A 21,065-nucleotide genomic window follows, 5' to 3' on the forward strand; every position below is an offset into this window, starting at 1 on the left:
CCTCAGCCCCAACGCAGCGCTGGCGTGTTCACCGGCGCATCCCACAGCGATAACAACTCGTCATCCACTTGCAGCAAGGTGATGGAAACCCCCTGCATATCCAATGCGGTGCAGTATGATCCCACCAGGTTACGCTCGATCACGATCCCGGCTGCGGCGCAACGCTGCGCCAAACGGTGGTAAACCCCATACAGTTCGGAAAGCGGCGTCGCCCCAAGGTTATTGACCAGCGCAATCACCCGATCGCCCTGCGTCAAAGCTCGTTTGCTCTGGCTCTCTTCACGCCACTCCCCCTGCTGACGATCCCAAACGCGGATCGAGCGCTGATAATCACCGTGATCGATCAGGGTATGGAACATGTCATCTACCGTTTGATCGAGGGTGGTGAACGTCCGCCGTTCGATCCCCGGTTCGCCGTGGATGCCAACGCCAAACTCCATCTCGTTATCCGCCAAAGTAAACGACGGTTTACCTGCCGCAGGCACGGTGCAAGCGCCCAGAGCAATCCCTAGCGAGTGGCCTTGGTTGTTGATTTTGTGCCCCAGCGTGACCAGAGCGTCCAGATCAAAGCCCCGTACTGCTGCCGCGCCGAGCAGTTTTTCCATCAGCACCGTGTTGGCAACCCCACGTCGGCCCGCGGTAAACAGGCTGTCTTTCACCGCCACGTCATCATCCACCAGCACCGTTGCCACTGGCACGCCACTGTCATGCAGCAATTCGGTCGCCGTTTCAAAGTTGAGGATGTCACCGGTGTAGTTCTTGATAATCAGCAATACCCCGGCACCGCCGTCGATGGCCTGGCCGCAGTCGTACATTTTATCCGGCGTCGGCGAGGTGAAAATCTCCCCTGGGCAGGCACCATCCAGCATTCCCTCGCCCACGAAGCCACAGTGCATCGGCTCATGGCCGCTACCACCGCCTGACAGGATCGCCACTTTGTCTGGGATCGGCCCCGCCGTGCGGGTCACAAACACCGGATCCTGATGCACCCGCAGTTCCGGGTGAGCGGCAGCCATGCCGAGTAGTTGTTCATTGAGTACCGAATCGACCTGATTGATTAGCTTTTTCACGGTTAATTCCTCTGTAGGAAACAGCGGGCGCGCTAACCGCGCCCGATGATTTATACGCGTTGCAACCAGGCGCTGCCCAGTTTATCCGCCGTCAGGATGGCCGCCTGTACGCTTTCCGGCGTCACGCTAAACGGCATGTTGTGGATGGTTTCACCCTTGGCACAGCTGGCCTCTGCCACCTTGCCGATTTTTTCTGTCAGTTCACCGGTGATGCCCATTTGGGCCAGGGTAATCGGCAGCCCGACCTGCTGGCAGAAGTTCAACACCGTTTCAATCTGCGCCATTGGGCTGTTTTGCAGCACCAGTTGAGACAGGGTGCCGAACGCCACTTTTTCCCCGTGATACAGATGATGGCACTCTTCCAGCACGGTAAAACCGTTGTGTATGGCGTGCGCCGCCGCCAGGCCGCTGCTTTCAAAACCGATACCGCTCAAATAGGTGTTAGCTTCAATGATGCGCTCCACCGCTTCGGTAACCACACCAGACTCCGCCGCCAGCTTGGCCTTAACCCCTTCAGCCAATAGCGTTTCATAGCATAGACGTGCCAGATTGAGCGCCGCCAGCGTAGACTTGCCGCCCGCCATGCTGGTGGCCTGGGCATCGAAACAGGCCTGAGCTTCAAAATAGGTGGAGAGCGCGTCACCCATACCCGCCACCAGCAGGCGTACCGGCGCTTTGGCGATAATCGCGCTGTCCATCACCACCATATTCGGGTTGGCGGGGTATATCAGGTATTCTTCAAACTCGCCGCTTTCGCTGTAGATCACCGACAACGCGCTGGTAGGCGCATCCGTCGAAGCAATGGTCGGCATCAACACCACCGGCACATGCTGGTAATAGGCGATCGCCTTGGCGGTATCCAGCGTTTTACCACCACCGATACCGATCACGCCTTTGCAGCCGTGGCTTTTCAGTTCCTGACCAAGGCGGTCAATTTCCTTGCGGCAGCATTCGCCATTAAACGTACCAGCGTGATACTTCACTCCGTGCTGATGCAGACTGCCCATCACAGTATCGCCCGCCAGTTTCATGACGAAATCGTCGGCGATCACAAAGTAATGATCGGCAAGGGCTTTGGCATATTCGCCCACGGAGGCCGACGCATTGGCACCTTGGATGTATTTGCTTGGGGATTGAATGATTCTCAACATAACTGACTCCTTGTAGGGACGTTAACCCAGTAACGTTCAGATTTCAGAGGATGATATCGACGTATTATTCTATTGCTGACTATACGACCTGCCGACTGCTTGGCGAGTAAGGAAAAAAACGTTACATAATGGAACGTAGCTTCGGACAAAACGTTCCATTATGTAACGCTTTTGCTGCAGTTATGCTCCGTAAAGCGAACTGGCGCACACCGTAACGTATAAGTGCGTAAAGAGTGGATCCTGCGGGTGTTTCAGCTTTAATTTTGAGCATCTTTCCCCTATCCTATCGACCACTACTGGGCAAGGGCGAATACAGCCCGCATGATGGGATAGATATCGATGAAACGGACCAAAAACATCAACAAAGACACCTTCCGCAAATCCTGGCGCAGCTACCGTGTTGCTCCCGTAGCTTTGGCGATCAGCGCAGTGTTTATGCTGGCCGGCTGCGAACAGGCGGATGAGACGGTTTCCCTGTATAAAAATGCCGACGATTGTTCAACCTCCAACCCGTCGATGAGCGAGCAGTGCACCACCGCGTATAACAACGCGCTGAAGGAAGCGGAAAAAACCGCGCCTAAATACGCCACTCGTGAAGACTGCGTCGCCGAATTCGGTGAAGCGCAATGTACTCAGGCTCCAGCACAGGCTGGCATGGCCGCAGAATCACAAAGCAGCGGCAGCATGTGGATGCCGCTGATGGCGGGCTACATGATGGGCCGTATGATGGGTGGCGGGGGCTACGCTCAACAGCCGCTGTTTACCTCTAAAAACGCCGCCAGCCCGGCAAACGGCAAGTTTGTTGACGCTAGCGGTAAAAGCTATGGTCCGGCAACCGCAGGCGGCCGCTCCATGACGGTACCTAAAACCGCCATGGCACCTAAACCAGCGGTGACCAATACCGTTACCCGTGGCGGTTTCGGTGAATCCGTGGCCAAACAGACCAGCATGCAGCGCAGCAGCGCCACTTCCAGCAGCTCACGCAGCATGGGTGGTTAATGCATGAAACGCGTTGCGATTAGCGAGCGCCCAGATTGGCGCGAAAAAGCCACCGAATTTGGTTTCGCCTTTCACACCATGTACGGCGAACCTTACTGGTGTGAAGATGCCTATTACCAATTCACATTGGCGCAGATCGAAGAGATTGAAGATGCCACCGCCGAGCTGCACCAGATGTGCCTGAAGGTGGTAGATAAGGTGGTCAACAGCGATCAACTGATGACCAAATTCTGCATCCCCAAGCACACCTGGGAATTTGTTCGCAGCTCCTGGCGCACTAATCAGCCTTCGCTGTATTCACGCCTCGATCTGGCCTATGACGGCATCAATCCGCCCAAACTGTTGGAAAATAACGCCGATACGCCAACCTCACTGTATGAGGCAGCATTTTTCCAATGGTTGTGGCTGGAAGATCAGATCAATGCCGGCAAGCTGGATCCCGCCGCGGACCAGTACAACAGCCTGCAAGAAAAACTGATTGAGCGTTTCGCCGATCTGCAAGCCAACCACGGCTTTGGCCTGCTGCATCTGGCCTGCTGCCAAGACAGCGAGGAAGATCGCGGTACGGTGCAATATCTGCAAGATTGCGCGCTGGAAACGGGCCTGCCGACCGAATTCCTGTATATGGAAGAGATTGGCCTGGGCGAGAAAGGCCAGTTCACCGATCTGCAAAATCAGGTGATCGGTAACCTGTTCAAGCTCTATCCGTGGGAATTTATGCTGCGCGAGATGTTCTCCACCAAGCTGGAAGACGCTGGCGTACGCTGGCTGGAACCAGCCTGGAAGAGCATTATCTCCAACAAGGCTCTGCTGCCGCTGTTGTGGGAAATGTTCCCGGATCATCCAAACCTGCTGCCAGCCTACTTTGCCGAGGACGATCACCCGCAGATGGATCATTACGTCACCAAGCCGCTGTTCTCACGCGAGGGTGCCAACATCCAGATCGTCCAGAACGGTCAGGAAGTGGCGCGCGTAGATGGGCCATATGGCGAAGAAGGCATGATTGTGCAGCAGTTCCATCCGTTGCCACAGTTTGAAGGCAGCTATACGCTGATCGGCAGCTGGCTGGTCAACGATCAGCCTTGCGGTATTGGCCTGCGTGAAGATCGCGAGTTGATCACCCAGGATCTGTCGCGCTTCTATCCGCATATTATTCTTGGTTAATCCGTAGGGTCGAACCTATTCGATCGTATAGGCGCGAATTTTTCGCGCCTTTTTTATTCAACCAACCTGCACCGAAAGCATGCTCAGCGCGGCCATTTCAATCCCATCGATTGGTACTGAGATCGGCTCTTTACCATCCCAGCCGCCCAATACATACAGCAACGGCAGATAATGCTCTGGTGTCGGGTTCGACAACGCTGCGCCTTCATGCTGCATAAAATTCACCAGCGGGTGATGTTCGCCCTGATAGTCCAGGTTATCACGTACGTACTGGTTGAATGACTCCGCCCAAGGATACGGGCTGGTGTCACCCTGCCATTTCACCATGCGCAGGTTATGCACCACGTTGCCGCTGGCCACGATCATGATCCCCCGATCGCGCAGCGCCGCCAGCTTACGGCCCAGCTCAAAATGGTATTCCGCTGGCTGAGTCCCATCGATGCTCAGCTGCACCACCGGGATATCGGCTTGCGGATACATCTTGATCAGCACGCCCCAGCTACCGTGATCCAACCCCCACTCACTGGTATCGGCCATCACCTGCGCCGGGGCCAACAGGCTTTGCAGCTCTGCCGCCAGCTCCGGTGAACCCGGTGCCGGATACTGCGTATCAAACAGCGCCTGCGGGAAGCCGCCAAAGTCGTGAATGGTTTTTGGATGTTCCATCGCCGTCACTGCCGTCCCACGAGTGTACCAGTGGGCAGACACAGCAACGATCGCCTTTGGCCGTGGCAATTGCTCACCCAACGCACGCCAGGCCTGGGTATAGCGGTTATCTTCCAGCACGTTCATCGGGCTTCCGTGGCCAAGAAAGAGTGCAGGCATACGAGAGGTGGTCATAAAATATCCTTGGTTAGCGTGACAAGTGTTCTGCTGACTACATTACGCTGTTTACCCAACCAAGGCAGCCGGATAACCCTGATGGTGATCGTCAAGAAATTTGAATGGCTGGAGCGATTGAAACCATCAGCCAAATCCACTCGATTTATGCCTTGGCTCTGTTAGTATCGGAAATGGGTATATTTTCATTAGCATACAAGGAGAATGCATGTCTGTACCGCTGATCCTGACCTTGTTAGCCGGGGGCGCTACCTTTGTCGGTGCCCTGCTCGGCATTATTGGCCAGAAGCCCTCCAACCGCCTGCTGGCGTTTGCGCTCGGCTTTGCCGCAGGGATTATGCTGTTAATTTCATTGATGGAAATGCTGCCCGCTGCGCTGCACACCGTCGGCATGTCGCCCATGCTTGGCTACGGCATGTTTATGCTCGGGCTGTTAGGCTACTTTGCGCTGGATCGCATGCTGCCACACCAGCATCCGCAAGACCTGGTGCAAAAGCCCATCAAGCCCCATAACCTGAAACGCACCGCAATGCTGCTGACGCTCGGCATCAGCCTGCACAACTTCCCGGAAGGGATTGCTACCTTTGTCACCGCCAGCGCCGATCTGGAACTGGGGATGGGCATTGCGCTCGCGGTCGCCATCCACAATATTCCAGAAGGATTGGCGGTCGCCGGGCCGGTGTATGCGGCAACCGGCTCCAAAACCAAGGCGCTGCTGTGGTCTGGTATTTCCGGCATGGCAGAAATTCTGGGGGGCGTACTGGCCTTCCTGGTGCTCGGCCCGATGGTTTCACCGGTGGTGATGGCGTCGATTATGGCTGCGGTGGCCGGGATTATGGTGGCGCTGTCGGTAGATGAATTAATGCCGTTGGCCAAAGAGATCGATCCACATAATAATCCAAGCTATGGCGTGCTGTGCGGCATGGCGGTGATGGGATTTAGCCTGACGCTGTTGCAAAGCGGCGGCATCGGATAAAGAATTTTAAGCACAAAAAAGCCGCTTCATCAGCGGCTTTTTCATTTCAGTCAGCGACTCAGCTGGCTTTCTTTTCGTGCGACTGGCGATAGGCCACCAGATCTTCGATAGTCAGCACCACCATGTCATGCTGCTTGGCAAAGGTGATCACTTCTGGCGCATGCGCCATGCTGCCGTCATCGTTAGTCAGCTCGCACAGCACGCCAGCGGGTTTGAAACCGGCCATTGAGACCAGATCGATGGTCGCTTCGGTGTGGCCACGGCGGTTCAATACGCCACCAGGCTGAGCACGCAGCGGGAACACGTGGCCTGGGCGGTTCAAATCGCTCGGCTTGGCACCGTCTGCAATGGCCGCACGGATGGTCGTCAGGCGATCGCTAGCCGATACGCCAGTGGTCACGCCCTGCGCCGCTTCAATCGTCACGGTAAAGGCAGTCTGGAACTGGCTGGAGTTGTTGGTGACCATCATCGGCAGCTCAAGCTGCTGGCGACGATCTTCAGTGATACACAGGCAAACAATGCCGCTACCGTGGCGAATGGTCAGCGCCATCTGTTCAACGGTCATGGTTTCTGCGGCGAAGATCATGTCACCTTCGTTTTCACGGTTTTCATCATCAAGCACCATCACACCGCGCCCGTTGCGCAGTGCATCAAGAGCGCGTTCAACGCGTTCTTCCGGCGTGCCGAAATCTGAAAGTAGAGTCTGATTCATGGTAAAAAACCTCATTAAAATTATGGATTACCAGAACCAGGGCGATCTTGAGGAGTGGCTATGCCAATAGCCAAAAAAATAACGCAAGCGGGGCATACGCCCGACAGGTGTCGTTACTCTCTCCCATCCGGACTATAACCGTCGGCCCCGGAATTACACCGGATCTGCTGACCTCTAACCCACTCCTGAGAGATAGGCTGAGCGCTCGCGGGCTTTCACCGTGAATGGTGATTTACCGCCGGTGGGGACTTGCACCCCGCCCTGAGAATAAGCATCTCGACTATAACCCCATCGCTTTAGCGTTTCAAGCCATCCGGTCACGTAATGAGGGATCGCGCAGCAAACACGGTAATGGTTTATCCGGCGAGCAACTCGCATTACACTAGGCATCTGCCACCAAATATCAGAAAGGGAAACGCCATGATTGACCCGAAAAAAATTGAACAGATCGCACGCCAGGTCCAAGAGTCGATGCCTAAAGGCGTACGTGAATTCGGGGAAGACGTTGAGAAAAAAATCCGCCAGGTACTGCAAGCGCAGTTGACCCGTCTGGATCTGGTTAACCGCGAAGAATTTGACGTGCAGACTCAAGTCCTGCTGCGCACCCGCGAGAAGCTGGCATTGCTGGAACAGCGCCTGACTGAATTGGAAGGCAAGCTGGATACCGCACCGGTAGCCAAGCCAGCAGACGAATAAGTTTATTGTAAGGGGCGCATCAATGCGCCCTTATTGCTTGGAGACCACCGCCGGCGTTTTACGCGGCAGCACCAGCCAAATCAGCACCAACATCGCCAGCGCATACAGGCTTTTCCAGCCGATAATCACTAGTAACAACAAGCACAAAGCGGATCCGACGATCGCCATCAGCCGCGAACGCCCCTGCAAGATCCGCCAACCCGCCAACATACACAGCAGATAAATCAGCACGAAAATGCCATTGGCATACACCAGCAACGTATCCAGCGGCAGCTTCAGGGTATAGATCAGCAAAGTGAACAGCAGGCAGCAACCTACCACTGCGCTCAATGCATTGACCGGCACCTGACCCGCAGAGAGTTTGGCTAAGCCGCTAGCAGGCTTTTCCTGGGCCTGTGACCAGACCAGGCGGGCAAAGCTCTGGGTGTAGATATTCACGCTGGCAAAACAGGCCAGATAGCCGATGATGCAGGCAATCCACAGCGCATGCTCGCCAAACAGTTGCACCACAATCCCCGGCAACGAAGCGGCCGCCGCCTGATGTTCGCCGTAAGCATGGAAGTGCAGCACCGCTACGGTACAGCCCCAATAGACCGCCCCCGCCACCAACAGCCCGAGCATTAACGCACGCGGAAAGTCCCGCTCTGGATGGCGAAACTCGGTCGCCAGATGAGCAAAAGCCTCCAGCCCGACAAAGCACCAGAACATCACCGCCAACGCGTTAAACATATTAGGAGGAGAAATATCGCTGACCGCAGGCCATGGGATTTGGGATGGGGTAATGCCGCCTTGCCACCAGATAGCCCCCACCAGAGCTATCACCAGAAGGGCAATCAAGGTCTGAATATTGGCACTGGAACCGGCGCTGCGTGTGCCAAGCAGCCAAATCACCACTAGCGTGACAATTTGCACCAGCAACAGGCCGTTGGCATCCCAACCAAAGGTGGCCTGCCAGAATCCTGCGGCGATTTGTAATGCGGCAGGCAAGCCAACGGGGATCACAGAGAGGAACAGCCAAGCGGTTACCTTTGCCATGCGTGGCCCAAAAGCCAGGCCGACAAAATGTGCGGCACCACCGGCACTGGGGAAATGGCGGCCCAACGCCGCAAAAGCGATGGCGATCGGGAATACCAGCACAATCAGTATTGGCCAGGCCCACAGGCTGTCGCCCCCCGCCACCTGCGCCGCCAATGCCGGAACGGCAAAGACCCCTGTACCCAGCAGTGAAGTGGACAATAGCCCAACGCCCTGCGCTAAACTCAGCTCCTGCTTAAGTCCACTCACTGCAAACCACCCTGTTTACCCGTCGTCTTTTTCGGGCGCAGTGCTCAGCGCCCCTACAGTCAAAAAATATTAACCGCGCCCATCCTTGATGGCCTTGATGATGTTGGTGGTGGATAACCCATCTTCAAAGTTCAGTACCCGCACATCGCCACCGTTGGCCCAGACTTCAGCACTGCCAGCAATCTCATGCGGCTGGTAGTCACCGCCCTTCACCAGTAGATCTGGCAGAACTTCGGCGATCAGGCGTTGCGGCGTATCTTCTTCAAACGGCACTACCCAATCCACGGCTCCCAGCGCGCCCAACACCACCATACGGTTTTCCAACAGGTTAACCGGGCGGGTTTCCCCTTTCAGGCGTTTGGTTGACGCATCGCTGTTCACCGCCACGATCAGGCGATCGCCCAATTTGCGCGCATTCGCCAGGTACGAGACATGGCCTGCGTGCAGAATGTCGAAGATGCCGTTGGTCATCACCACTTTCTCGCCGCGTTGGCGCGCCTGTGCTACTGCTTTTTTCAGCTCGGCTTCTGTCATTACACCAAAGCCGGTTTCGGCGCGGCCACGAATGGCGTTTTCCAGCTCGACTGGCGAGACGGTCGAGGTGCCCAACTTACCCACCACCACACCGGCGGCGGCGTTAGCCAAGAAGCAGGACTCTTCCAGAGTATTACCCGCCGCCAGGGCGGTGGCCAGCACACCGATCACCGTATCACCGGCACCGGTCACGTCGAACACTTCCTGCGCCTGGGTTGGCAGATGCAACGGCTCACGGCCCGGTTGCAGCAACGTCATCCCCTGCTCGGAACGGGTGATCAGCAGTGCAGACAGTTCAAAGTCCGCCACCAGCTTCATCCCACGCGTCACCAGCTCTTCTTCACTTTGACAATGACCGACCACGGCTTCAAATTCGGACAGGTTTGGGGTCAGCAGCGTGGCGCCACGGTAACGTTCAAAATCGGTGCCTTTCGGGTCGATCAGTACCGGAACCTTCGCCGCACGCGCCAATGCGATCATGCCTTGCACCTTGCTCAGCGCGCCCTTGGCGTAATCCGACAGTACCAGTGCGCCAATCTGCGGCAATGCCTGCTGGATACGCTCCATGATCGGCTGCGGATCGACGTTGGAGAAACCTTCCTCGAAGTCCAGGCGGATCAGCTGTTGGTTACGGGAAAGTACGCGCAGCTTGGTGATGGTCGGGTGCGTAGGGACCGAGACAAAGTCACAGCGCACGTTAACTTCGTTGAGCTTGGCGCTCAGCGCACGCGCCGCGTCGTCGATCCCCGTCAGACCCACCAGGCGCGAATTGGCCCCTAACGAGGCGATGTTCATCGCGACGTTAGCCGCACCACCGGGACGCTCTTCGATGGTTTCAACCTTGACCACCGGCACCGGCGCTTCCGGTGAAATACGGCTGGTCGGCCCATACCAATAGCGATCCAACATGACGTCACCAACCACCAACACACCGGCGCGGCGAAAATCAGGTAGTGTAACTTTCATCCGATAACTCCAAACAAGTCATAAAAATAAATTCGGCAGATATTAGCATAATAGCCCGCAATACCCGTAAAAACTGCCTACCAGCTCAATGCTTAGGCAAACAATACGTCTCCCTCAGCCCAGCCATTTGCTCCAACTGGCGCGCACCTGCTCACGCTCGGCAGCAAACAGCTCGCTGCTGACTTTGCTGGAGTGTTCCTGTAACGCCAGATGGTGGATCTCATCACGCATGGTGACATAAGCCTGGGTCAACGCCTGGGCCTCGTCTTCCGGCATGATGTCGTAATTAGCCATCAGCTCAAAGATACGCACGTTATCCGACCAACGCGTCAGGCGTGGTTCACCCGCGGCATAACCTAAGACCAGGTATTGGGCAATAAATTCGATATCGGTGATCCCGCCTTCGTCCGCTTTGATATCAAACAGATCGCGCTGTTTGCTGCCCAGATGGTTGCGCATTTTCTCGCGCATTTCACGCACCTCCTGCTGCAGCTTGTTCACTTCACGCGGTTTGCACAAAATTTCGCGGCGGATCGCATCGAACTGCTGATGCAGCGCCGGATCGCCATACACGATGCGCGCCCGCACCAGAGCCTGATGCTCCCAGGTCCAGGCTTCGTTACGCTGATAATCGGCAAAGGCTTCGACGGTGCTGACCAGCATCCCGGCAGCTCCGGAAGGACGCAGACGGGCATCCACCTCATAGAGAATGCCGGAAGAGGTGCGGGTGCTGAACAAATGCATCACCCGCTGCGCCAGGCGCAGATAGAACTGACGGCCATCGATGCAGCGATCGCCATCCGTCATGACGTCTGGTGGACAATCCAGCAGGAACACCAGATCTAGATCCGAGCTATAGCCCAGTTCCCAGCCCCCCAGCTTACCGTAGCCGATCACCGCGAACCCTAACCCCTCCCGCTCATGTAGATGAGTCGGCTGACCGTAGCGCGCGACCATGTCTTTCCACGCCTGCTGCACCACCGCATCAATGATCGCCTCGGCCAGATAGGTTAAGTGATCGCTCACTTTCATCACCGGCAGCACCTCGGCGATATCCGCAGCGGCAATGCGCAAGTGTTGTGCCTGCTTGAACTGCCGCAACGCTTCCAACTGCTGTTCTTCATCGTCTTCCGGCACCCGCAGGCGGTATTGGCGCAGTTCGCTACGATAGGCATCCGGAGCCACCGGTTGGTACAGCGTGGCCGGATCCAACAGCTCGTCGAGCAACAGTGGGTAACGCGCCAGTTGGCTGGCCACCATCGGGGATGCGGCACAAAGGCGGATCAGGTGGCTGAGAGCGGCATGGTATTCCACCAGCAGCTCGAGGTAGGTGGTGCGGGTCACGATGCTTAGCAACAGCTGGGTCAGGCGCGTCAGAGCCGTGGCAGCGTCCACGCGCGAACACACTTCGGCCAGCAAGCGTGGCATCAGTTGATCCAGCACGTCACGGCCACGCGGGCCAATGGTGCGTTTGTCCACGTCGTGGCGGAAGTCGGCGATGGAACGCAGCATCTGCCGCCGCGCCTCTTCGTCCAGATGGGGCGTCAGTGGCTCTAGCTCGCTCTCATCCAACGCATCCTGCCACAGGCTGTGGTAATGCTGGTAGTTGGGATCTTCGCCTACGTCTGGGCTATCGTCGCCAATCAGGTCATCAAATACCGTACGGACCTGGCGCATGTGCTCGTCCAGCACCATCATCAACGACGGCCAGTCCGGCTGGTCCATTCCCCAGGCCAGTCGCGCCTGATCCAGCTCGTCCTGCGGCAGGGTCTGGGTCTGCTGGTCGGCAATCGCCTGCAACAGATTCTCCAGCCGCCGCAGGAACAGATAGCCGTCACTCAGCTCTGCGACCTGCTGCGCGGTCAACAACCCCAGTTCACCCACCGCCTGCAACGTCGGCAGCAGTGATCGCCCCTGCAAACTGGGCTCACGCCCACCACGGATCAGTTGGAAGACCTGGGTGATAAATTCGATTTCGCGGATGCCACCGGCACCCAGCTTGATGTTGTCCTTCAGCCCCCGCCGCCGCACTTCGCGGGCAATCATGCCCTTCATATTACGCAGCGACTGGATCACGCTGAAATCGATATAGCGACGGAACACGAATGGCCGCAATGTCTTACGCAGCTCCTGGCTGTAGGCATCTTCATGCCCCCCCATCAGGCGCGCCTTGACCATCGCGTAGCGTTCCCAATCGCGCCCCTGCTCCTGATAATAATCTTCCAGCGCGGCAAAGCTCATCACCAGCGGGCCGCTATCGCCAAACGGCCGCAGACGCATATCGACGCGGTAGACAAAGCCGTCGATGGTTTGCTGATCCAACGCTTTGATCAGCCGTTGCCCCAGGCGGGTAAAGAATTGGGCGTTATCCAGCTCACGCCGCCCGCCTTGGGTGTGGCCGTTTTCCGGATAGGCAAAGATCAGATCGATATCAGAGGAGAAGTTCAGTTCACCACCGCCGAGTTTGCCCATCCCCAGGATCAGCAAAGGCTGCGGCACGCCATCGGCATTGCAAGGCGTGCCCCACTCGCGGCAACAGGTTTGATAGAGCCAGTCACGAGCGCTGACGATCAGCGTTTCTGCCAGAGCACTCAGCTGTTGTAGCGTTTCTTGCGTGGTACATAGCTGCTGAGCCTGCGCCCAGGCAATACGCACCAGGCTCTCACGGCGAAACAGGCGCAGCACGCGCATTAGCTGCGCTTCGTCCTGCACCTCTTCAAGCTCATCCTGCAACCAGGCGGCATAGTGCTGCCACTCATCGGCCACCGGCGGCTGCTGGCGTAACGTTACCAACCATTCAGGATGGCCGAGCAACATGTCGCTGACAAAATCACTCGACGCCAGAACGCTTTGTTCTGCGGCGCTGAGCATTAACTCCGCGCCCTGAGTTTCCTGAAATCGCTGCACGATGTTCTGTGCCTGAAGCTGTAACGCAGCAGAGAGTGGCAACATAGTGAATGACCCGTTCTATGGCCTGCAGCCCGGCAGGCCCGCTGGAGTTAACGAACCGCGCCGTTTAACCAGAATGGCGCATGGGATAATGCCTGTTTGCGGCTGGCTTCGTACCAACCCTGACGACGCTCGGCAATGGCTGATTGCAGTTCGCGCCAACTGTCGATATACGGCCCGGTTTCGCTATCTGGATAGGCACCAGAAAGCAGGATAAACGCCAGCACCTGGCGCGTCAGGCGTGGCAGTTGCTCTTGATATTCATCTTCATTCAGGGTGCGCGTAAAGGCTTCTTTCAGCTCTGCGGCGCTACGGCCCAGCATGATATCGCTAAAACGCTTGAATGAACCATCCAGCTTAGCCTGCGATTTGGCATCGATAAACGGCCGCCATGCGCCGGTGATCAACCACGATGTGAGTGCCAACTTACATTGCAGATACTCCGTGCCGTAGCACAGCTCCTGCGGCTGGGTGGTTTTATCCACCAGCAAAGGCTCCAAAGCCGTCAGCCGAGCGCGCAGATCGGTGCTTGCCTTGCGCGGAACCAAGCCGCCAAAGATCACCAGCGCCTGGCGGATCAGACCGATGGCTTCCATTACCGCACGGCGTGCCTGCTTGTCGCCACGCAGCCACAGCTCTTCGTGATACTGCCAATGGCTCAGCGCCAGCTCGAAAGCGGCAACCATGCCTTGTTCTACCGTGGACTTAGGTGCAGGCTTCATCACGCTTAATGGGCGTAACTCACGTTCGGCATTGCCCTGCGCCAGATGATAGCCCCGAGCCGCTTTACTGAGGCTACCCTGGCGTAAACCACCCTGTTCCGCCAATGCGGCTGCCAATGCCAGCAAATCAGCAGTCTCACCGCTTTTCAGCTCCAGTTCCAGCTCGCATAACGGTTCAGCGAGGTCACCCGCGCGCACTTCACCCTGGTCGAGGCCAATCTCAATCTCGCTTGCGCCGAAAGTGACCACCCACTTTTCACGCACAAAGTCAGTACGGAACAGCGGCTGCAACGCCTTTTGCAACGGGGCCAGCTTGCAGCCCTCCGGCCAGATATCCGCCGGGAATTTTTTCAGCGCCAGCGCGGGTTTGGCGATGGCGACGTTAAATTCCGGCCGCTGGTGCAGCCCCCCCACAACCGAACCGGCGGTTTTGATGGTCATTTCATAGCTATCGTCAAAACCGCGAATACGCAGGCCCATATCATGGTTGCGCAGGAAGTTGTCGGCGGTTTCATAGTAGATATTGGTCAGCTTCTGCGGCGCAGAATGCTGATTAGGCCAGGCGGCAATCCGCTCCGGTAGGCTGGCAATCGCTGCGGGGGAAACAATAAACTTCAGTTCTATTTCAACGCTCATAGTTCTTTTACACCAATAGGTTAGGCATTCGCGTGAGTCTTCACGGCGGCGGAGTCTGCCGGCCGCACTCAGCCCGACGACGCACAGTGAGAGTATCTTACCGCGATTCCCCCTGACTTGACTCTGCCAACTGCAGAAAAAACCTGTTACGTTATAGAATGCTGCGCAACTGACGGGATTTAGCATAGTAAGATAGTTCCCATTCCGGTTTTGGCGTTGCGCCGTCAGACTGAACGCTCTACTATCGTTCCATAAATCCACGCAGAAACGATGACATAATGCAGAAATTACGCCTGATTTGCCTTGCCGTGCTGAGTTTTAGCATCACTTGGGGCGCACATGCCGAAGATAAACGCTATATCTCCGATGAATTAAATACTTATGTCCATAGCGGCCCAGGTAACCAATACCGTATCGTCGGCACCTTGAATGCCGGTGAAGAAGTCACGCTGTTGAGCGTCAATGACAGCACCAGCTACGGCCAGATCCGCGATTCCAAAGGACGCAGCGTCTGGATCCCGCTGGATCAGCTGAGCCAGACGCCAAGCCTGCGCACCCAGGTGCCAGAGCTGGAACAGCAGGTGAAAACCCTGACCGACAAGCTGGCCAATATTGATAATAGCTGGAACCAGCGCACCGCCGAAATGCAGCAGAAAGTGGCCGCCAGCGATAGCACCATCAGCGGCCTGCAGCAGGAAAACCAGGATCTGAAAAATCAGCTGGTTGTGGCGCAGAAGAAGGTGAACGCGGTGAATCTGCAACTTGATGACAAACAGCGCACCATTATTCTGCAATGGTTCATGTACGGCGGCGGCGTTGCCGGCGTTGGTTTGCTGCTCGGCCTGCTGTTGCCGCACCTGATCCCACGCCGCAAGAATAACCGCTGGATGAACTGATTGCGGTTCCGCCAGTTTAAGCGCCTTCGGGCGCTTTTTTATTGCCTGACGCATCCGTTGCCCAATTGATGTAATCTGATCAAACGAGCTATTGATAGGAGTTAAACCGTGAAAATTTACCTGGTCGGCGGTGCCGTCCGTGACACCCTGCTTAACTTACCGGTAGTGGATCACGACTGGGTGGTGGTCGGCGCAACGCCTGCCGACCTATTGGCTCTTGGCTATCAGCAGGTGGGTAAAGACTTCCCGGTATTCCTCAACCCGCAAACTCATGAGGAGTATGCGCTGGCCCGCACCGAGCGCAAATCCGGCCAGGGTTACACCGGATTTACCTGCTACGCCGCCCCGGACGTGACGCTGGAAGAGGATCTGCTGCGGCGCGATCTCACCATCAACGCCATGGCGCGGGGTGATGATGGAGTACTGGTTGACCCCTATAACGGCAAGGCCGATCTCGACGCCCGCCTGTTACGCCATGTCTCCGACGCTTTTGGCGAAGATCCGCTGCGAGTGTTACGCGTGGCGCGTTTTGCCGCCCGCTTTGCCTCCCTGGGTTTTACCGTCGCCCCTGAAACCAGCGCGCTGATGCAACAGATGGCCGAAAGCGGTGAACTGGCCTCCCTGACGGCGGAGCGCGTGTGGAAAGAGACCGAGAAGGCATTACAGAGCCAGAGCCCGCAGGTGTATTTCCAGGTGCTTCGCGACTGCGGAGCGTTGAAAGTGCTGTTCCCGGAAATCGACGCCCTGTTTGGCGTGCCAGCCCCAGAGAAATGGCACCCGGAAATTGATACTGGCGTACACACACTGATGACGCTGGCGATTGCCACCCAGCTCAGCCCCGAGGTAGATATCCGCTTCGCGGCGCTGTGCCACGATCTCGGGAAAGGCATCACGCCGCAAGAACTCTGGCCACACCACTATGGCCATGGCCCTGCGGGCGTCAGGCTGGTAGAGAAGCTTTGCCAACGGCTGCGTGTTCCTAATCCAGTACGTGAGCTGGCGAAGCTGGTAGCGGAGTACCACGACCTGATCCACACGGCCAATAAACTGCGGCCAGAAACGCTGTTAAAACTGTTTGATGCCATCGACGTGTGGCGTAAACCGCAGCGGCTGGAGCAGATGATCCTCACCAGCGAAGCCGATGCCCGCGGGCGTACCGGTTTTGAAAACAACCCTTATCCGCAGGGCGATTACCTGCGCCAGGCCTATCAGGTCGCCAACGCGGTTTCGGTCAAAGAGGTGGTGGAAAGTGGCCTGCAAGGGCTGGCGATCCGCGACGAGGTCAAACGCCGCCGTCAGCAGGCGTTGGCGGACTGGAAGAAACAGCAAGAACCTCAGCCTTAGGTAAAACGGGCGCGGTATGCGCCCCTACCTACCCCTCCAGCACCAACGAATCACGGCTGATTTCAGCGATACTTTTCGCCCCCGTGAGCGTCATCGCTACGCACATCTCTTTTTTGATCAATGCGAGCAGATTTTCCACCCCAGCCTGGCCTGCTGTCGCCAGCGCATAGAGATAAGCACGCCCAAGCAACACACTGTCCGCCCCAAGCGCGATCATGCGCACCACGTCTAATCCGCTACGTATCCCGCTGTCTGCCAGGATGGTGATATCCCCTTTCACCGCATCGGCAATCATCGGCAACGCACGAGCAGAAGAAAGTACCCCATCCAGTTGGCGACCACCGTGGTTGGAAACCACAATCCCGTCAGCACCAAAACGCACGGCATCACGCGCATCGTCGGCGTCGAGAATGCCCTTTATCACCATCGGTCCCTGCCAGAAATCACGGATCCATTCCAAATCACTCCATGAAATCGAAGGGTCAAAGTTGGCCCCCAGCCACCCGATATAATCTGCTAGTCCGGTGGGCTTTCCGAGGTAAGCGGAAATATTGCCCAGATCGTGCGGGCGCCCATTCAGGCCAACATCCCACGCCCAGGCAGGATGGGTAACGGCTTGCCAATAGCGCCGCTGGGCGGCATAGGGGCCACTCATTGCCGAATGTGCATCGCGGTAACGGGCGCCTGGTGTCGGCATATCCACGGTGAAGACCAAGGTGGTACAGCCCGCGGCTTTCGCCCGCTCCAAGGCATTACGCATAAATCCACGATCCTTCAACACATACAGCTGGAACCACATGGGCCGCTTGATGGCCGGCGCCACCTCTTCGATTGGGCACACCGATACGGTGGAAAGCGTAAACGGAATGCCTTGTTGTTCTGCGGCGCGCGCGGCCTGCACCTCCCCACGGCGGGCATACATGCCACATAACCCTACCGGGCCAAGGACAACAGGCATGGCCAAAGTTTCGTTAAACAGTTTGGTTTCCAGGCTGAGCGCCGACATGTTCTTAAGAACACGCTGCCTCAATGCGACCTGAGCCAGATCTTCCACGTTACGCCGTAAAGTGTGTTCGGCATAAGCGCCGCCATCAATGTAGTGAAACAGAAACGGCGGCAGTTTACGTTGTGCCGCAGCGCGATAATCCGTGGCTGCTGAGATAATCATCAAACGATCTCCCTTTGTTACGGTGAATTGTCATCAGGAAGGCGGGTTATACGCGCCTGCCTGGCCTCATCTTCATGCAGATTTTTAATGGTGGAATGCACGAATCCCAGGTGAGATTTGGCCGCTTTACCCGCCCGTTCAGGATCGCCTGCCAGGATCGCCAGCAGCAGTTCCTCGTGCTGTTCAGTCAGACGGGTGAAGATCGTTGGCTGGGTGTACATACGCTGGCGGCTATGCATGACGGAGGAACGCATTAAATCGAAAAAGCCGCGCATGGTTTGCAGCAACACCACGTTGTGTGAAGCCTCGGCAATCGCCAAATGGAAGCGCACATCCGCCTGAGCGGCAAGTTCAGGATGATCGCTCTCTTGAAGCGCCAACATGGCGTCAAAGCAAGCCTGTAGCTTCTCTTTGTCTGCGGCGGTGGCGCGCATTGCCGCGTGCCAGGCGGTGCTGGCCTCAATGGCGTGGCGAGCTTCCAGAATGTCATAACGATAGTCAGGATCGTCGGCAACCAAGGTTCTTAGCGGTTCCACGATGCATTGCTCCGACCAGGGGGAAAGCTCGTCGCAGATATAGGTTCCGCCGCCACGTCGGCTGATGAGCGCTTTTTCACCAATCAGCTTTTGAATCGCCTCACGTAAAGAGGAACGCGAGACGCCCAACTCGTTGGCCAACTGGCGCTCGGCGGGCAAGCGCATCCCCATTTCCAGTTGGCGTTCACGGATCATCACCTTGATACGCTCAACCAAACGATCGGCCGAGCGGAGTGGATCAGTAGGTTGAAGATTTACAGTCATGGGATCATCCAGGTCAGCCAGTAAGCCTGAAGCGTAGTAATAACCCCCACCATACAGGTGAAGATCAGGCTGTGTTTTACCGTAAAGCGGAACAGATCAGACTCTTTCCCCACCAACCCCACGGCGGCACAGGCAATCGCGATAGACTGTGGTGAAATCATTTTGCCTGTGACTCCGCCGGTGGTGTTAGCCGCAACCAACAGCACATCCGAAACGCCAATCTGCTGGGCGGTGGTGGCCTGCAGAGCGGCAAACAACGCGTTGGACGAAGTGTCTGAGCCGGTCAGGAACACGCCCAACCAGCCAAGGAACGGTGAGAAAAAGGTGAACGCGCTGCCGGTATGTGCCAATGCCAACGCCAAGGTTGCCGACAGGCCGGAATAGTTGGAAATAAAGGCAAAGGCTAACACCATGCCAATGGAATAAATGGGCAACATCAACGCCTTTAGCGTTTCAGCCAGCGTGGTGAGCGCGTCTTTGGGCTTCATGCGCAAATAAATCACAGAGGCGATCGCAGCAACCATAATGGCGGTGCCGGTGGCAGAGAACCAGTCAAGTTTGAAAACGGCGACATAAGGCGTGATATTTGCCACCACCGGCGGCATTTTGGCCACCAACTTATCCAGAAAAGGCACCGGAATAGAGAACACCCACTCGTACAGCGCACCACCTTGCGCGAACAATGCTTTAAACGGCGGGATGCTCCACAGGGTGACCGTAGCGGTCAGGAAAATAAACGGCATCCAGGCGCGAATAACCTGCCCTAAACCATAGTGCTGCTGCACCAGCGTTTGGTCGGCGACGGCCCCCTCGGCATTATCAAATCGGAACAGGCGTTTTGGCTGCCAAACCCGCAGAAACAGCGTCAGGCATACCAGTGAAACCAGCGAGGAGATGATGTCTGGCAACTCTGGCCCAAGAAAGTTAGAGCTGAGATACTGCGCCAAGGCAAAGCTGCCCCCCGCCACGACCACCGCAGGCCAGGTTTCTTTAATGCCGCGCCAACCGTCCATAATCGCCATGATCCAGAACAGCACGATAATCGTCAGGAACGGCAATTGGCGCCCGACCATCTGCCCAATTGCAAAGCTGTCCAACCCGGTCACCTGGCCCGCAACGATAATCGGGATGCCCATAGCGCCGAAAGCCACCGGTGCAGTGTTGACGATCAGGCAAAGCCCTGCGGCATACAACGGATTGAATCCCAGCCCAACCAACAAGGCGGCGGTAATGGCTACCGGTGCGCCAAACCCGGCGGCACCTTCCAAAAAGGCACCAAAACAGAAGCCAACGATCAGCATCTGTAAACGTTGGTCGGGGGTGATAGAGAGAATGGAAGAGCGGATGATGTCAAACTGCCCGGTTTTCACCGAAATCTGGTAGACAAATACTGCGGCAATAATGATCCAGGCTATCGGCCACAGCCCATAGAAAAAACCATAAACCACCGCAGCGAGCGCTCGATCGATGGGCATCCGGTAGAGGAATAACGCCACCAGCAAAGCTATACCAACGGTTAACGTTGCTGCAATATGCCCCTTGAGCTTCAGTTTAATCAACGCCAAGAAAAAAAACGCAATGGGCAGCGCCGCGACCGCACTTGATAGCCAGATATTACCAATGGGATCATAAACTTGTTGCCAGACTTCCATGTAGATAACTCCCGCGATTATTTACATACTCCTCCGCTTAATGGGTCGTACTAACAGGGCGAAGTCATATGATTGATAACCGATAGTTAACTTACTGTTAAAAACATGCAATGTGTCTGTTTGGGTTTTTGCCGTTTATGTGCCAGAGGTTCACATTTTTCCGGCATTGGTCGGACCAAAAGTGGGGAGAAGGGGTGCTAAATGAGCAAGATTAAGCAGCACCATTATTTGGGGACCCCTCGCGCTATCGCCTTTTTAAATATGTGTATGATGTGGTGCAGACAACAGCAGGAGTACATACATGACAGTAAATAATAGACTTATTAATAATATGGGTATTAACCTTAACGCCAGCTTTGCTGCCAAACTACATAATCACGCAACGAAAAAATGGCAGGAAGAAAACAAGGGAACTCTCGAGGCATTAAATCGTTTTCATGATGAACACGGCTGTTTCAGCGATGAGTACAGAACGTTTTAACAATGCAATTCACCGTCTACTGCAA

At 56.3% G+C, this 21,065-nt stretch carries 18 protein-coding genes and 1 riboswitch; of the genes, 7 read left to right on the plus strand and 11 right to left on the minus strand.

The genetic code is table 11. The features are described from left to right. Positions 1-2: 2 nt before the first annotated feature. Entirely contained in the window at positions 3-1,070 is a 1,068-nt protein-coding gene (gene dhaK / locus KGP16_RS22930) for a dihydroxyacetone kinase subunit DhaK (RefSeq protein WP_021806863.1), read from the minus strand. A 50-nt stretch (positions 1,071-1,120) separates the two neighbouring features. Next, entirely contained in the window at positions 1,121-2,221 is a 1,101-nt protein-coding gene (locus tag KGP16_RS22935; protein ID WP_094983156.1) for a glycerol dehydrogenase, read from the minus strand. A 339-nt stretch (positions 2,222-2,560) separates the two neighbouring features. Here KGP16_RS22935 and KGP16_RS22940 point away from each other — a divergent pair, with 339 nt between their 5' ends. Then, the gene (locus tag KGP16_RS22940) at positions 2,561-3,220 is read left to right on the plus strand and encodes a DUF1190 family protein (protein WP_021179506.1); all 660 of its coding nucleotides are present in this window, start codon (positions 2,561-2,563) and stop codon (positions 3,218-3,220) included. A gap of 3 nt (positions 3,221-3,223) precedes the next feature. After that, positions 3,224-4,384 (plus strand): glutathionylspermidine synthase family protein, encoded by a 1,161-nt coding sequence (locus tag KGP16_RS22945; RefSeq protein WP_223500403.1) that lies wholly within the window; start codon positions 3,224-3,226, stop codon positions 4,382-4,384. Positions 4,385-4,441: 57 nt separating this feature from the next. Here KGP16_RS22945 and ygiD read toward each other — a convergent pair whose 3' ends face one another. Continuing rightward, complete coding sequence (gene ygiD, locus KGP16_RS22950) at positions 4,442-5,224, minus strand: 4,5-DOPA dioxygenase extradiol (protein WP_059201847.1); 783 nt, start codon at positions 5,222-5,224, stop codon at positions 4,442-4,444. A gap of 208 nt (positions 5,225-5,432) precedes the next feature. On the opposite strand from ygiD, the gene zupT reads away from it, so the two are divergent. After that, on the plus strand, positions 5,433-6,200 hold the full coding sequence (gene zupT / locus KGP16_RS22955; RefSeq protein ID WP_021806868.1) for a zinc transporter ZupT: 768 nt from the start codon (positions 5,433-5,435) through the stop codon (positions 6,198-6,200). Between the two features lie 58 nt (positions 6,201-6,258). On the opposite strand, the gene ribB is transcribed toward zupT, so the two are convergent. Further along, positions 6,259-6,912: a 3,4-dihydroxy-2-butanone-4-phosphate synthase gene (ribB, locus tag KGP16_RS22960; protein WP_021179502.1), complete on the minus strand. Its 654-nt coding sequence runs from the start codon at positions 6,910-6,912 to the stop codon at positions 6,259-6,261. 111 nt (positions 6,913-7,023) lie between these two features. Then, positions 7,024-7,185: riboswitch (FMN riboswitch) on the minus strand. A gap of 147 nt (positions 7,186-7,332) precedes the next feature. Here ribB and KGP16_RS22965 point away from each other — a divergent pair. After that, on the plus strand, positions 7,333-7,608 hold the full coding sequence (locus KGP16_RS22965) for an accessory factor UbiK family protein (RefSeq protein ID WP_021806869.1): 276 nt from the start codon (positions 7,333-7,335) through the stop codon (positions 7,606-7,608). A gap of 30 nt (positions 7,609-7,638) precedes the next feature. Here KGP16_RS22965 and yjeH read toward each other — a convergent pair whose 3' ends face one another. The 4 genes from yjeH to KGP16_RS22985 form a co-directional block, all read right to left on the minus strand. Further along, the gene (gene yjeH / locus KGP16_RS22970) at positions 7,639-8,892 is read right to left on the minus strand and encodes an L-methionine/branched-chain amino acid transporter (protein ID WP_094983157.1); all 1,254 of its coding nucleotides are present in this window, start codon (positions 8,890-8,892) and stop codon (positions 7,639-7,641) included. Between the two features lie 69 nt (positions 8,893-8,961). Then, positions 8,962-10,392 (minus strand): bifunctional D-glycero-beta-D-manno-heptose-7-phosphate kinase/D-glycero-beta-D-manno-heptose 1-phosphate adenylyltransferase HldE, encoded by a 1,431-nt coding sequence (hldE, locus tag KGP16_RS22975; RefSeq protein ID WP_021179499.1) that lies wholly within the window; start codon positions 10,390-10,392, stop codon positions 8,962-8,964. 114 nt (positions 10,393-10,506) lie between these two features. Then, positions 10,507-13,344, minus strand: a complete 2,838-nt coding sequence (gene glnE / locus KGP16_RS22980; RefSeq protein WP_115159744.1) for a bifunctional [glutamate--ammonia ligase]-adenylyl-L-tyrosine phosphorylase/[glutamate--ammonia-ligase] adenylyltransferase — start codon at positions 13,342-13,344, stop codon at positions 10,507-10,509. Between the two features lie 47 nt (positions 13,345-13,391). Further along, a complete protein-coding gene (locus KGP16_RS22985; RefSeq protein WP_223500405.1) occupies positions 13,392-14,699 on the minus strand; it encodes an inorganic triphosphatase in 1,308 nt (435 codons plus the stop codon). A 278-nt stretch (positions 14,700-14,977) separates the two neighbouring features. On the opposite strand from KGP16_RS22985, the gene KGP16_RS22990 reads away from it, so the two are divergent. Then, the gene (locus tag KGP16_RS22990) at positions 14,978-15,595 is read left to right on the plus strand and encodes a TIGR04211 family SH3 domain-containing protein (RefSeq protein ID WP_021179496.1); all 618 of its coding nucleotides are present in this window, start codon (positions 14,978-14,980) and stop codon (positions 15,593-15,595) included. A 108-nt stretch (positions 15,596-15,703) separates the two neighbouring features. Further along, entirely contained in the window at positions 15,704-16,939 is a 1,236-nt protein-coding gene (locus KGP16_RS22995; RefSeq protein WP_223500407.1) for a multifunctional CCA addition/repair protein, read from the plus strand. Positions 16,940-16,967: 28 nt separating this feature from the next. Here KGP16_RS22995 and lldD read toward each other — a convergent pair whose 3' ends face one another. The 3 genes from lldD to lldP are packed head-to-tail and all read right to left on the minus strand — an operon-like array spanning position 16,968 to position 20,559. Further along, entirely contained in the window at positions 16,968-18,107 is a 1,140-nt protein-coding gene (lldD, locus tag KGP16_RS23000) for an FMN-dependent L-lactate dehydrogenase LldD (protein WP_021806874.1), read from the minus strand. Positions 18,108-18,124: 17 nt separating this feature from the next. Beyond that, entirely contained in the window at positions 18,125-18,907 is a 783-nt protein-coding gene (lldR, locus tag KGP16_RS23005) for a transcriptional regulator LldR (protein WP_223500409.1), read from the minus strand. Then, the gene (lldP, locus tag KGP16_RS23010; RefSeq protein WP_218520275.1) at positions 18,904-20,559 is read right to left on the minus strand and encodes an L-lactate permease; all 1,656 of its coding nucleotides are present in this window, start codon (positions 20,557-20,559) and stop codon (positions 18,904-18,906) included. Before lldP ends, lldR begins: the two co-directional genes overlap by 4 nt. Positions 20,560-20,890: 331 nt before the next feature. Here lldP and KGP16_RS23015 point away from each other — a divergent pair, with 331 nt between their 5' ends. Further along, positions 20,891-21,040 (plus strand): type II toxin-antitoxin system CcdA family antitoxin, encoded by a 150-nt coding sequence (locus KGP16_RS23015; RefSeq protein WP_371822721.1) that lies wholly within the window; start codon positions 20,891-20,893, stop codon positions 21,038-21,040. The last annotated feature ends 25 nt before the right edge of the window (positions 21,041-21,065 follow it).

This window comes from Serratia sp. JSRIV006 (genome assembly GCF_019968685.1).
GTDB classification, from domain to species: domain Bacteria; phylum Pseudomonadota; class Gammaproteobacteria; order Enterobacterales; family Enterobacteriaceae; genus Chania; species Chania fonticola_B.

Coding starts and splice junctions, on each gene's coding strand:
- KGP16_RS22935 (WP_094983156.1), bottom strand. CDS start 2,221: ATGTTGAGAATCATTCAATCCCCAAGCAAATACATCCAAGGTGCCAAT.
- KGP16_RS22940 (WP_021179506.1), top strand. CDS start 2,561: ATGAAACGGACCAAAAACATCAACAAAGACACCTTCCGCAAATCCTGG.
- KGP16_RS22945 (WP_223500403.1), top strand. CDS start 3,224: ATGAAACGCGTTGCGATTAGCGAGCGCCCAGATTGGCGCGAAAAAGCC.
- ygiD (WP_059201847.1), bottom strand. CDS start 5,224: ATGACCACCTCTCGTATGCCTGCACTCTTTCTTGGCCACGGAAGCCCG.
- zupT (WP_021806868.1), top strand. CDS start 5,433: ATGTCTGTACCGCTGATCCTGACCTTGTTAGCCGGGGGCGCTACCTTT.
- ribB (WP_021179502.1), bottom strand. CDS start 6,912: ATGAATCAGACTCTACTTTCAGATTTCGGCACGCCGGAAGAACGCGTT.
- KGP16_RS22965 (WP_021806869.1), top strand. CDS start 7,333: ATGATTGACCCGAAAAAAATTGAACAGATCGCACGCCAGGTCCAAGAG.
- hldE (WP_021179499.1), bottom strand. CDS start 10,392: ATGAAAGTTACACTACCTGATTTTCGCCGCGCCGGTGTGTTGGTGGTT.
- glnE (WP_115159744.1), bottom strand. CDS start 13,344: ATGTTGCCACTCTCTGCTGCGTTACAGCTTCAGGCACAGAACATCGTG.
- KGP16_RS22985 (WP_223500405.1), bottom strand. CDS start 14,699: ATGAGCGTTGAAATAGAACTGAAGTTTATTGTTTCCCCCGCAGCGATT.
- KGP16_RS22990 (WP_021179496.1), top strand. CDS start 14,978: ATGCAGAAATTACGCCTGATTTGCCTTGCCGTGCTGAGTTTTAGCATC.
- lldD (WP_021806874.1), bottom strand. CDS start 18,107: ATGATTATCTCAGCAGCCACGGATTATCGCGCTGCGGCACAACGTAAA.
- lldR (WP_223500409.1), bottom strand. CDS start 18,907: ATGACTGTAAATCTTCAACCTACTGATCCACTCCGCTCGGCCGATCGT.
- lldP (WP_218520275.1), bottom strand. CDS start 20,559: ATGGAAGTCTGGCAACAAGTTTATGATCCCATTGGTAATATCTGGCTA.
- KGP16_RS23015 (WP_371822721.1), top strand. CDS start 20,891: ATGGGTATTAACCTTAACGCCAGCTTTGCTGCCAAACTACATAATCAC.